We start from the raw sequence: 12007 nt of genomic DNA, 5'->3' as shown, positions 1-12007 counted from the left end.
AGACGCGGATCAGATGTCGAGGAAGCGGACATCGCGGGCGTTGCGCTGGATGAAGTTGCGCCGTGCCTCGATGTCGTCGCCCATCAGCGTCTGGAAGGTCTCGTCCGCGCGGACGGCGTCGTCCAGCGTGATCTGCAGCAGCACCCGGTTGGCCGGGTCCATCGTGGTGTCCCACAGCTCCTGCGCGTTCATCTCGCCCAGACCCTTGTAGCGCTGGATCGGGTTCTCCTTGGGGAGCTTCTTCCCGGCCTCGTGGCCGGCCTCGAGCAGGCCGTCCTTCTCCCGCTCGGTGTAGGCAAGCTCCGGCGGCTGGTTGCTCCAGCGGATCTTGTACAGCGGCGGCTGCGCGGCGTAGACCCGGCCCTGCTCGATCAGCGGCCGCATGAAGCGGAACAGCAGGGTCAGCAGCAGCGTCCGGATGTGCTGGCCGTCGACGTCGGCGTCGGCCATGATCACGATCTTGTGGTACCGGAGCTTCTCCTCGTCGAAGTCCTCGTGGATCCCGGTGCCGAGCGCGGAGATGATCGCCTGGACCTCGTTGTTCTGCAGGACCTTGTCGATCCGGGCCTTCTCGACGTTCAGGATCTTGCCGCGGATCGGCAGGATGGCCTGGAACTTCGGGTCCCGGCCGCCCTTGGCGGAGCCGCCGGCCGAGTCACCCTCGACGATGTAGACCTCGCACTCCTCCGGGTTGGTCGACTGGCAGTCGGCCAGCTTGCCCGGGAGACCGCCGCCGCCGAGCAGACCCTTGCGGTTCCGGGCCAGGTCGCGCGCCTTGCGGGCCGCGATCCGGGCACTCGCCGCGGCGGTCGCCTTGCGGACGATCTCCTTACCCTCCTGCGGGTTCTGCTCGAACCAGGCGCCGAGCTTGTCGTTGACGACGCGCTGGACGAACCCCTTGACCTCGGTGTTGCCGAGTTTGGTCTTGGTCTGGCCCTCGAACTGCGGCTCGCCGAGCTTGACCGAGATGATCGCGGTCAGGCCCTCCCGGATGTCGTCACCGGTGAGCCGGTCCTCCTTCTTCTTGATGATGCCCTGGTCCTCGCCGAACGAGTTGACCAGCGAGGTCAGCGCGGCCCGGAACCCCTCTTCGTGGGTACCGCCCTCGTGGGTGTTGATCGCGTTCGCGAACGTGTGCACGGACTCCTGGAAGGAGCCGCTCCACTGCAGCGCGACCTCGAGGCTCATCGTGTTCTCGACCGTCGCGGCCTCGAACGAGATCACGTCGCGGTGCACGGTCTCGCGGATCCCGGTCAGGTACTTCACGTAGTCGACCAGGCCTTCGTCGTACTTGAAGGACTGCTCCATCGGGTTGCCGTCGTCGTCGACGTGGTCCGGGCGCTCGTCGCGGATGACCAGCTCGAGGCCCTTGTTCAGGAACGCGTACTCGCGGAAGCGGGTGGCCAGCGTCTCGTACGAGTACGTCGTGGTCTCGAACACGTCCGGGTTCGCCCAGAAGGTGACCGTGGTCCCGTTGGTGTCCGACGTCCCGACCTCGGCCAGGTCGGCGTCCGGGACGCCCATCGTGAAGGACTGGGTGTAGATCTTCTCGTTCTTGTTCACGTCGACCCGCAGGGTCGAGGACAGCGCGTTCACCACCGAGACGCCGACGCCGTGCAGACCGCCGGAGACCTTGTAGCCGCCGCCGCCGAACTTGCCGCCGGCGTGCAGCACGGTCAGCACGACCGTGACGGCCGGCTTGCCCTCGGACTCGACGATGTCGACCGGGATACCGCGGCCGTTGTCCTTGACGCTGACGCCGCCGTCGGCGAGCAGCGTGACGACGATGCGGTCGCAGAAACCGGCCATCGCCTCGTCGACCGCGTTGTCGACCACCTCGGTGACGAGGTGGTGCAGGCCGCGCTCACCGGTCGACCCGATGTACATACCGGGCCGCTTGCGGACGGCGTCCAGCCCCTCCAGGACCTGGATCGCGCTCGCGTCGTACTCCCGCTCGACGATGCTCGACGGGATCACGTCGGTCGTCTCGGGATAACTACCGGTGTCGGGCCCGGGGTCGGCGGACAGGTTGGCGTCGATCTCGGTCGGCTCGTCGGTCACCGGCTGTTGTCCTCCTCGGACCCCGCGTTCGCGAGGCATCGCGGCACAGTGGGAGCCGCCCCTACAGTGTTATTGGAGGCGCGGCTCGTCGTACGTGGTCCATCCTACCCGTCGACCGAAGCAGAACCTGCCATCAGCCGCCCGAAACTCACCTCAGGGCGTCTTTTCGCCCTCCTCGCCATGTCCCCTCTCGCGGGAGGGGGGCCGGAAAGCGCTCACGGGCGCTCAGTGGCCTCCGAGCGTTTGACCACTGACCACCCGTCAAGCACCCGGTTCCCTCTAGGATCGAGGCCGTGGAGAGTCTCGACGACGTCATCGACGACCTGATCGCGGATCGGGTGATCCGCCGGCACCGGCGGACCTGGCTGATCCTGCTCGGCGTCGTGGTCGTGCTCGCGCTGATCGTGCTGGCGACCGGCGGGTGGAAGGAGCGGCAGGGCCGCGCGGTCCCGACGCTGACCGTGACCGCCGACGAACCGGCCACCGTCGAGGCCGGCCGGTGGGAGTTCGGTTTCACCCGGTCCGAGATCGTCCGCGAGCCGAAGACGGACTACTCCAGCGCCAAGGCCGAGCTGCTGGTCTACTTCGACATCCGCAACATCGACACCGAGGAGTACCAGAGCGGCACCCCGCGGCAGAACCTGCTGCGCTGGGTGCCGGGGGACGGCGCCGACCTGGTCGAGTCCAGCGGCGCCTACTGCCGCGGCAAGCCGGGCTGGTCAATCGTGTACGGGCTGCCGCCGCAGAGCTGTTACACCAAGTTCGAGATCCCGCCGGACTTCACCGCCGACGAGATCGAGGTCGGCATCCTCGGGGAGAAGTACGAGTCGGACGACGGCCTGCTCGGCGCCGACGAGACGCCGTACTGGCACAACCCCGAGGCGACCGCCGTCGTCCGGCTGCGGCCGACCGTCGTCGTCAAGGAGGACAAGAACCGGTGAAGCTCTACCGCCCCGCGACGATCCTGGTCGGCATCCTGTTCGTGCTGATCGGCGGCCTGACCCGGCTCGCGACTCCGGAACACGTCTTCGACGAGCAGAACATCATGATCAGCGAGGGCACCATCGGCGAGCCGCTGCGGTTCGGCCAGGAGGCGTCGCTCACCGTCGTCCGGATGAAGCTGGTCAAGGGCGTCCTGGAGCCGACCGCGGCGAGCTCGGAGAAGCCGATCGAGACCGACGGCATCTTCGTCGCGGTGGAGTGGGAGAGCGACCGCGGCCCGCAGAAACCCGAGACCCCGATCGCGACGCTGACCTCCGACGGGGACGCCGTCTACTCGCCGATCTCGATGATCTACTCCGGGATCGAGTTCGGGCCGGCCGGTTTCACGGTCTCCGGAGCGATCGTCTTCGAGGTCGATCCGACCGAGCTGAAGGGTCTGACCCTCGACGTCCGGCCGCAGCAGTTCTGGAACGTGCTGAACCGCAAGGTGTCGGTCGACCTCGGCATCCCGAGTGAGGAGAGCGCGCAGAAGTTGATCGACAACGCCGCCGAACAGTACATCCTGCCCCGGTCGGAAACCCGGGTGGCGTCATGACCGGCGCCCGGGCCGCCCGGCTGGCCGCCCAGATCTCGTTGCTGCTGGTCCTGCTGGCCACGGCCTGTTTCCTGACGCTCCGGACCTATCTCGGCGACCCGGAGCAGAACTACAACGACGGCGCGATCCACGAGGTCGTCGACAAGGGCCCGGTCACGATCGGCAAGGCGACCTGGCAGCTGAACTCGCTGGACGTCTACACCCGGCTCGTCGACACCGAGGGTGAGGAGATCCGGATCGGCCGCCCGGCCGGCGCCGTCATCGTCGTCGCGGATCTGAGCGTCACCCCGCTCGACGGCCTGCGCCTGAAGGAGGGCGGCTTCAGCTGCGCCACCCAGCTCCGCGACGACCGCGGCAACAGCTGGCAGGCCGCGGACGCCTCCAAGTACCCGGTGCCGACCCGCTGCTCGGACGGCGACCACCCGATGATCCGGAACAAGGCGAACAAGGTGGCCCAGATCTTCATCGTCCCGCAGGAGGCCGTGCCGCACCTGAGCGGCCTGGAGCTCACCGACCGGGACAACTACCGCCGGTACGTCATCAAGCCTTGACCGGCTGCGGGGCAGCCGCGGCCGCCGCCTCGGCGCGCCGCTGGCTGCCGACCGAGATACACAGGTCGAACGCCGCCGCCAGCAGGGCGATCCGGATCGGCTCGAAGATCAGGCTGCGGATCAGGTCGGCGAGCTCGTGGTTCATCAGCCCCCAGCGGACGCCGTGCACGCCGATCAGGCGCTGGATGAGGATGAACAACCAGTCCTCGCCGAGCAGCCAGAACGTGTAGAGCATGCAGACCACGCCGAGGAACACCGGACCGACCCGCACCAGCAGCCGGAACGCGTTCAGCGTCGGGTAGAACTTCTCCCGGAAACCGCCCAGCACCAGATCCGGCGCCTTGTTGGTCAACGTGACGAACCGATTCGGCTGCGGCGCCTCGGCACCAACCCGCCCACCGAGCCGACGCTCCAGACCGGTCCCGGTGAACACCCCCTGGCTCGACAACACCCGGTGCCCGAACACCACCGTCGTGATCGCGAGCCACGTCAACGGCTCCGCCACACCCAGCTTGAACAACGGCCAGAGCGTCTCCCAGGTGAACCCCCAGAGAAACTCGATCCCCGCCGGGATCGGGATGTGGATGCTCTCGAAGAACCCCTTCAGCCCGTCCCACCAGTCCACCGACCAGTACCAGAAGCTCCGATCCTTGAACCAGTTCTTCGCCTCGATGATCGCGTACGGCGTGCAGATCACGGTGAGCAGCAGGAAGAACGACTCGGCCCAGACCTGGGCGAACTTCACCGGCCGGCTCGGCCACCGGTCGTCGATCGCCTGCAGCACCCGCCGGATCACCAGCAGGATCCCGATCGCCGGCAGGTACTTGTGCCACTGCGTCCCGGTCACCTCGAAGAACCCGGACCCGGCCTGCAACCCGCGCTCGACGCTGTTGCTCGCCGACAGCTGCTGCACCTGGTCCTCGAGGAAGCCCCACGCCGACCACACCGCCACCAGCGGCAGCAACGTGACCGCGATCAGCTCCATGAACCCACGCTGCGTCGGGTCCTCGGTCTCCTCGGCCTTGTTCTGCGCCGCGTCCCGCCACCGGTACAGCGAGTTCGCGCACGTCCGGATCATCCCGATCGAGGCGATCAGCTGCACCAGCACGCCGACCGCGAACACCCCGGTCCCCAAACTCCCGTGCGCATGCTCGTCCAGCCAGATAGCCGCCCGCGTACAAGCCTTGAACCCCACATACCCAGCCAGCCACCACAGGGTCAAAGGCAGCAGGTTCCGCCACCAGAGCCGGAACGTGTCCCCGATCAGCTGGACCATCTCGCGGAAGCCGTCAACGAGCGTGCGCATCGCGCCCGATCCTAGGTCATGTCAGGGCGACGACGTCCAGGACTAGTCACCCGGCCGGACCGGATCGGCACGCCACAAGTCGTCGCGTGGTGAGCAATTTAGATTACTGAGGATGACGGTCAAGTTACAGATTGTGATAGATCAGCCGTAGGTGTCTCGGGGGCCTCGGCCTTTGACGGTTCGGGGGCCGCGGCGCCAGCTGGGGGCGTGGGGGCCTTGGACGTTGACGACGGTGACGGTGCCTTCGCCCAGTTCGGCGTTGAGGCGGCGGACGAGGTCGGGGGCGAGGAGTTTGAGTTGGGTGGCCCAGGCGGTGGAGGAGGTGCGGACGGTGAGGACGGTGTTCTCGTAGGACTCCGGTTTGCAGTGTTCGGCCATCTCGCGGCCGACGATGGTGGGCCAGCGGGCCATCACGCCGTGGACGGCGACGTCCACCTCCCAGCCCTGGTCGCGCATCAGGCGGCCGAGGGTGTTGGTGAGTTTCTGGGGGTCGCGGTCGTCGGGGCGGGCGCTGCTGATCTGGGCGCCGTCGATGCGCGGACGGCGCCGGCGCTTGACCGGTTTGAAGCCGCCGGCCGCGGCCTGCTGCTTGAGCCGGCCCGCGAGGGACTTCGCCAGGTCCAGGCCCTGCTTGTCGTGCTCGACCTCCTCCGGAAGCTCCGGAGCGACCTCGCTCTCGGAGCCGCTCTCAGAGGAATTTCCGGGTTCAGGCACGTCGGACGGTCCCGTCGCCGACGTCGAAGCGGGCGCCGCTGAGCTCACCGGGCACGTCCGCGCCGACGGCGGCCGTCACCAGCACCTGCTCGGCGGGCGCCACCAGCTCGGCCAGCCGGTCCCGCCGCTGCGAGTCGAGCTCGGCGAAGACGTCGTCCAGGATCAGCACCGGCTCCCCGCCGTCCGCGCGCAGCAGCTCGTACGACGCCAGCCGCAGCGCGAGTGCGTACGACCAGGACTCGCCGTGACTCGCGTATCCCTTCGCAGGCAAGTCCCCGAGGCCGAGCAGGACGTCGTCCCGGTGTGGCCCGACCAGCGAGACCCCGCGGTCGAGCTCGTCCTGCCGCTTGTCCTGGACCGCCGCGAGGATGACATCGTTCAGCTGCTCACGCGACGTCACGCCGGGCTCGAGCGGCACCGACGACTTGTACTCCAGCCGCGCGTCACCCTTGCCCCGAGCAACGGCGTCGTACGCCTCGGCGACCAATGGACGCAGCGCCTCCAGCAGCTCCAACCGCGTCGCGAGCAGGTCGGCGCCCGTCCGCGCGAGGTTCGAATCCCAGACCTCCAGCGTCCGCAGCTGACCCTCGGCCGCACTCGACCGGTTCTGCCGGCGAGCCTGCGAAGCGCTGCGCAGCAAGGAGTTCCGCTGCTTGAGCACGCGGTCGTAGTCCGATCGGACGCCGGCCATTCGCGGCGCCCGCAGCGTCAGCAACTCGTCGAGGAACCGCCGCCGCTCCGACGGGTCGCCCTTCACCAGCGCGAGATCCTCCGGCGCGAACAGCACCGTGCGAAGGTGCCCGAGCACCTCCCGCGGCCGCGGGACCGGCGAGCGGTTGATCCGGGCCCGGTTCGCCTTCCCGGGGTTGATCTCCAGCTCGATCACGACATCGCGGTCGTACTGGCTGCGGACCTCGGTCCGCACGATCGCGCGGGTGGCTCCGGCCCGCACCAGCGGTGCGTCGTTCGCCACCCGGTGCGAGCCGAGTGTCGCGGAGTAGTGGATCGCCTCGACCAGGTTGGTCTTGCCGTGGCCGTTCGGGCCGACGAAGGCCGTCACGCCCGGGGCGAGCTCGACCTCCGCCTGGTGGTAGGACCGGAAGTCGATCAGACCCAGGGCGGTGACGTACACCTCAGTGCTTGACCGGCGGTGTCGCGTACGACGGGTCCGCGGAGTCGGCGTCCTTGACCGCGTGCCCGCCGAACTGGTTGCGCATCGCGGCGATCGCCTTCATCGCGGGGGAGTCGTCCTGCCGGGAGGCGAACCGCGCGAACAGCGCGGCCGCGATGGCCGGCACCGGGACGGCGTGGTCGATCGCGGCCTCGACCGTCCAGCGGCCCTCGCCGGAGTCGTCGGCGTACCCGGCGATCTTCTCCAGGTGGGTGTCGTCCTTGAGCGCGTTCACCAGCAGGTCGAGCAGCCAGGACCGGATCACGGTGCCCTCGCGCCAGGACTCGAAGGCCTCCGGCACGTTCTCGACGACGTCCGCGGCCTCGAGCAGCTCGTAGCCCTCGGCGTAGGCCTGCATGATCCCGTACTCGATGCCGTTGTGGACCATCTTCGAGAAGTGGCCCGCGCCGACCTTGCCGGCGTGCACGAAACCGAACTCGCCCTCAGGCTTGAGCGCCTCGAAGATCGGCATCACGGTCGCGACGGTGTCGGCGTCGCCGCCGCACATCAGCGCGTAGCCGTTCTCCAGGCCCCAGACGCCGCCCGAGACGCCGCAGTCGACGAACTTGATCTGCTTCTCGGCCAGCTGCGCCGCGCGCCGGGTGTCATCGGTCCAGCGGCTGTTCCCGCCGTCGATCACGATGTCGCCGGGCGACAGCAGCTCGGCGAGCTCGGTGACGACCGGGTCGATCGCCTGCACCGGGACCATGATCCAGACCACCTTGGGCTGGTCGGTCGCGGTCAGCTTGCCGACCAGGTCGGCCAGGTCGGTGGCGTCGGAGATCTCCTGGTTGTGGTCGAACCCGATCACCGTGTGGCCGGCGTTGCGGATCCGCTGGCGCATGTTGCCGCCCATCTTGCCGAGACCGACAAGGCCGAGCTCCATCGTGAATCCCCTTGTTCTGTTGGCTTTCAGCTGTTCAGACGGACCGGCATCAGCACGTACCGGAACTGGCTGATCGGGTCGGCCTCGAAATCGGCCACCCCGGTCAGCTCGGCCGGCTTGGTCGCCTGCGTGAACGCGAGGTGCGCGACCGACGTCCCGATGGCGCCGAGGCCGTCGAGCAGGTACGTCGGGTTGAAGCCCACGGTCACCGGGTCGCCGACCACTCGCGCCTCCAGGGACTCCGAGGCCTGCGCCTCGTCGCCACTGCCGGCATCCAGGGTCACGCTGTCCTCCGCGAACGTGAGCCGAACCGGTGCGTTCCGCTCCGCCACCAAAGCTACGCGCTTCACGGCCTCGACCAAGGTCGCGGTCTCGATCCGGACCCGGGTCGCGATCGACGCGTCGGTCGGGATGATGCCGCGGACCTTCGGGAACTCGCCGTCCAGCAACCGGGTGGTCGCCCGGCGGCTGCCGCCGGAGACCTGACCCTCGAAGCCGACGATGCCATCACCGGTACCGGAGGCGGCCAGCGAGACGATCACGTCCGAGCCGGTCATCGCCTTCGCGGTCTCGGACAGCACCCGCGCCGGGATCAGCGCGGCCGCCGAGGCATCCGGGGACTCCGGCGTCCACTCCAGCTCGCGAATGGCGAGCCGGTAGCGGTCGGTGGCCAGCAGGGAGATCGTCGAACCCTCGATCTCGACCCGGACGCCGGTCAGCACCGGCAGGGTGTCCTCGCGACCGGCCGCCGTGACCACCTGGGAGACGGCCTGGGCGAAGACGTCCGCCTTGACCGTGCCGCTGGCGGCCGGGAGCTCCGGCAGCGACGGGTACTCCTCGGTGGGCAGCGTCTGCAGCGTGAACCGGGAGCTGCCGCAGGTGACCTGCGCCTTGGCTCCGTCGACGGCGATGTCCACCGGCTGGTTCGGCAGGCTCTTGGAGATGTCGGCGACGAGCCGGCCGGAGATCAGGCACTTACCGACGTCGGCCACCTGTGCGGGCACGGTGACGCGGACGGAGGTCTCGTAGTCGAAGCCGGACAGAGTGATCTGCCCGTCCTCGGCCTCGACGAGAAGTCCGGCAAGGATCGGAACGCTCGGGCGACTGGGCAAGCTGCGCGCGGCCCAGGCCACCGACTCGGCCAGTACGTCGCGCTCGACGCGAAACTTCACCGCGGGGTGCCTCCTGATTCGGCTGGGTGCCAGGCAGATCCTGCCACGTACACCTGTGGTCTGTGCCAATCGGGGATGACGTGGCGCTTCGGGCGGGTCGCGTCGGCGTCGGATAAGTGGCCTTCGGGGACAGCCTGACAGGTCCCGGCAAGCGGCGCGAGAGCGGGTTTTCCCCAGGTTGGGCCGCTCGTTCGTTTTGTGGACTCGGATTCCTCTACAGATTCCATAGTGTTCTTAGCACCGGTGGATAATGTGGAAAACCGACGAGTTCGCAGGTCAGAGCCCACATTGGCCTGTGAACTCCGTGTGGACAGTCCCCGCTTCGGTTGGGGACGGCCGTGGACGAAGATTTCTGTCCCCACAGGCCGTCCACACGACAGAGCGAGTCATCCACCGGGATACCCACACTTTTCCACAGCTGTGTCCCCAGGCTGTGTGGTTACTGCTGCTTGGCCTGATGCTTGATTCGGTTGGTCAGTTCGGTCACCTGATTGAAGACCGAACGCCGCTCCGACATCAGCTGGCGGATCTTCCGCTCGGCGTGCATCACGGTGGTGTGGTCGCGGCCGCCGAACTGCTGACCGATCTTCGGCAGCGACAGATCCGTCAGCTCCCGGCACAGGTACATCGCGATCTGCCGCGCGGTCACCAGCACCCGGCTGCGGCTCGATCCGCACAGGTCGTCGATCGACAACCCGAAGTACGACGCGGTCTGGCCCATGATCATGCTGGCCGTCACCTCGGGTTTGCTGCCCTCGGGGATCAGGTCCTTGAGGACGATCTCGGCCAGGCTCAGGTCGACCGGCTGCCGGTTCAGGCTGGCGAACGCCGTCACCCGGATCAGCGCGCCCTCGAGCTCGCGGATGTTGGTCTGCACCTTGGACGCGATGAACTCCAGGACCTCCGGCGGCGCGGTCAGCCGCTCGGTGGCCGCCTTCTTCCGCAGGATCGCGATCCGGGTCTCCAGGTCGGGCGGCTGGATGTCGGTGATGAGCCCCCACTCGAACCGGTTCCGCAGCCGGTCCTCCAGCGCCTCCAGGCGTTTCGGCGCCCGGTCGGAGCTGATCACGATCTGCTTGTTCGCGTTGTGCAGCGTGTTGAAGGTGTGGAAGAACTCTTCCTGGGTCTGGATCTTGCCTTCCAGGAACTGGATGTCGTCGATCAGCAGTACGTCGACGTCGCGGTACCGGCGCTGGAACTGCGCGGCCTTGTCGTCGCGGATCGCGTTGATGAAGTCGTTGGTGAACTCTTCGCTGGAGACGTACCGGACGCGGGCGCCGGTGTAGAGGCTCCGCACGTAGTGGCCGATCGCGTGCAGCAGGTGGGTCTTGCCCAGCCCGGAGTCGCCGTAGATCAGCTGCGGGTTGTACGCCTTGCCCGGCGCCTCGGCCACGGCGACCGCGGCCGCGTGGGCGAAGCGGTTCGAGCTGCCGATGACGAAGGTCTCGAAGGTGTACTTCGGGTTCAGCCGGGCTTCGCCCTGACCCTCGGTGGCCTGCTGCGCGGCGGCCGGCGCCTGCGCGGGCGGCTGGCCGAAGGGCTGCGCGGGCGGCTGCTGCGGCTCGTACGCCGGGGCCGGCTGCTCGTACGTCGGCGGAGCGGGCTGCTCCTGCGGCGGCGGTGCGTACTGCGGCTGGGGAGCCTGGTCCCTCGGGTCGGTCAGCGCGGACTGGATCGTCGGCTGGTACGAGCCCTCGGTGCGCAGCGGTTCGCGGACGACGGGCGCGGGCGGCGCCGGGGGCGCCTGGAGCTCGGGGTCGAGTGACGGGTCGACGGTGACGGCGATGCGGATGTCACGGCCGAAGCTCTCCGAGAGGATCCGCTCCAGGTCCGGACGCAGCCGCGTCTCCAGCTGACCGCGGGTGAAGTCGTCCGGGACGGCGACGATCGCGGTGCTCTCGTGCAGCGTGACGGGCCGCGAGTTGGTCAGCCAGGCGCGCTGGTTCGGCGGGAGGCCGGCAAGCACCCGAGCCCACGCCTCACCGAGGTCGGTCGCAGCCGGCTGCGGAGCTGGGGTCTGAGGCGCCGGGGGCTGCGGCACCTGCTGGACCGGAGTGTGCTGGACGGGGGTGTGCTGCACGGGCGTGTTCTGCACCGGCGTGTGGTGGATCGGCTGCTGCTGGAACTGTTCGGCGGGCGCCTGCTGCTGGGGGAACTGCTCCGCCGCCGGCTGGGGCGCAGTGAACTGTTCGGTCGGCTGCTGCGACGGAGCCTGCTCAGCGGGCTGCTGTTGCGCGGCGAACTGCTCGACCGGCTCTTGCTGCGGTGCGAACTGCTCGACTGGAACGTGCTGGGGAGCGAACGGCTCGGCCGGGGGCTGCGGAGCTTGCGGCGCCGGTGCGGGCGGCTGCTGGGTCGGAGTCTGCTGGGCAGGTGGCTGGGCGACCGGCTGCTGTGCTGCGGGGGACTGCGGTGCCGGCGCCGGGTTCTGCTGCTCGCTGGACTCCCACGAGTTGCCCGCCTGCGGTGCGGCCTGCGGTACAGCCGGGGGTGCGGTCAGCGGGCGGCCGCTGGTCCAGCGCGGCTTCTGCTCGTAGCGCGGGGCGCTGATCGACGGTGCGGCGCCGAAGTACGCCGTACCGATCGGCGGGGCGATCGGCGGCGGAGCC

Annotated in this window: 10 protein-coding genes; 3 read left to right on the top strand and 7 right to left on the bottom strand. The window is 68.8% G+C overall.

Going from position 1 to position 12007, the window contains the following annotated elements:
* Positions 1–9: 9 nt before the first annotated feature.
* Complete coding sequence (gyrB, locus tag ACZ6ZD_RS08585) at positions 10–2100, bottom strand: DNA topoisomerase (ATP-hydrolyzing) subunit B (RefSeq protein WP_465669784.1); 2091 nt, start codon at positions 2098–2100, stop codon at positions 10–12.
* A gap of 254 nt (positions 2101–2354) precedes the next feature.
* On the opposite strand from gyrB, the gene ACZ6ZD_RS08580 reads away from it, so the two are divergent.
* From ACZ6ZD_RS08580 to ACZ6ZD_RS08570, 3 genes are read left to right on the top strand one after another with little or no spacing between them, the layout of a single operon-like run.
* Positions 2355–3002 carry a hypothetical protein gene (locus tag ACZ6ZD_RS08580; protein WP_465669782.1) on the top strand — a complete coding sequence of 216 codons (648 nt, stop codon included), beginning with the start codon at positions 2355–2357 and terminating at the stop codon, positions 3000–3002.
* Positions 2999–3598 carry a hypothetical protein gene (locus ACZ6ZD_RS08575; protein ID WP_465669780.1) on the top strand — a complete coding sequence of 200 codons (600 nt, stop codon included), beginning with the start codon at positions 2999–3001 and terminating at the stop codon, positions 3596–3598. The genes ACZ6ZD_RS08580 and ACZ6ZD_RS08575 overlap by 4 nt, the downstream gene beginning before the upstream one ends.
* Positions 3595–4149 carry a hypothetical protein gene (locus ACZ6ZD_RS08570; RefSeq protein ID WP_465669778.1) on the top strand — a complete coding sequence of 185 codons (555 nt, stop codon included), beginning with the start codon at positions 3595–3597 and terminating at the stop codon, positions 4147–4149. Before ACZ6ZD_RS08575 ends, ACZ6ZD_RS08570 begins: the two co-directional genes overlap by 4 nt.
* Here ACZ6ZD_RS08570 and ACZ6ZD_RS08565 read toward each other — a convergent pair.
* The 6 genes from ACZ6ZD_RS08565 to dnaA all read right to left on the bottom strand — a co-directional run bounded on the left by ACZ6ZD_RS08565 (position 4139) and on the right by dnaA (position 11364).
* A complete protein-coding gene (locus ACZ6ZD_RS08565; RefSeq protein ID WP_465669776.1) occupies positions 4139–5455 on the bottom strand; it encodes a hypothetical protein in 1317 nt (438 codons plus the stop codon). The two genes, ACZ6ZD_RS08570 and ACZ6ZD_RS08565, sit on opposite strands and share 11 nt — an antisense overlap.
* 141 nt (positions 5456–5596) lie before the next feature.
* Positions 5597–6169 (bottom strand): DciA family protein, encoded by a 573-nt coding sequence (locus tag ACZ6ZD_RS08560; RefSeq protein WP_465669774.1) that lies wholly within the window; start codon positions 6167–6169, stop codon positions 5597–5599.
* Positions 6162–7301: a DNA replication/repair protein RecF gene (gene recF, locus ACZ6ZD_RS08555; protein ID WP_465669772.1), complete on the bottom strand. Its 1140-nt coding sequence runs from the start codon at positions 7299–7301 to the stop codon at positions 6162–6164. Before recF ends, ACZ6ZD_RS08560 begins: the two co-directional genes overlap by 8 nt.
* 1 nt (position 7302) lies before the next feature.
* Entirely contained in the window at positions 7303–8226 is a 924-nt protein-coding gene (gnd, locus tag ACZ6ZD_RS08550; RefSeq protein WP_465669770.1) for a phosphogluconate dehydrogenase (NAD(+)-dependent, decarboxylating), read from the bottom strand.
* 26 nt (positions 8227–8252) lie between these two features.
* Positions 8253–9398, bottom strand: coding sequence for a DNA polymerase III subunit beta (gene dnaN, locus ACZ6ZD_RS08545; RefSeq protein ID WP_465669768.1), 1146 nt, complete (start codon positions 9396–9398; stop codon positions 8253–8255).
* 439 nt (positions 9399–9837) lie between these two features.
* Positions 9838–11364, bottom strand: coding sequence for a chromosomal replication initiator protein DnaA (gene dnaA, locus ACZ6ZD_RS08540; RefSeq protein ID WP_465672644.1), 1527 nt, complete (start codon positions 11362–11364; stop codon positions 9838–9840).
* Positions 11365–12007 lie beyond the last annotated feature (643 nt).

It is taken from the genome of Kribbella sp. NPDC104218, assembly GCF_055584105.1.
This window is presented reverse-complemented; position numbering and strand designations above follow the sequence as displayed.

Coding starts and splice junctions, on each gene's coding strand:
- gyrB (WP_465669784.1), bottom strand. CDS start 2,100: ATGCCTCGCGAACGCGGGGTCCGAGGAGGACAACAGCCGGTGACCGAC.
- ACZ6ZD_RS08570 (WP_465669778.1), top strand. CDS start 3,595: ATGACCGGCGCCCGGGCCGCCCGGCTGGCCGCCCAGATCTCGTTGCTG.
- ACZ6ZD_RS08565 (WP_465669776.1), bottom strand. CDS start 5,455: ATGCGCACGCTCGTTGACGGCTTCCGCGAGATGGTCCAGCTGATCGGG.
- gnd (WP_465669770.1), bottom strand. CDS start 8,226: ATGGAGCTCGGCCTTGTCGGTCTCGGCAAGATGGGCGGCAACATGCGC.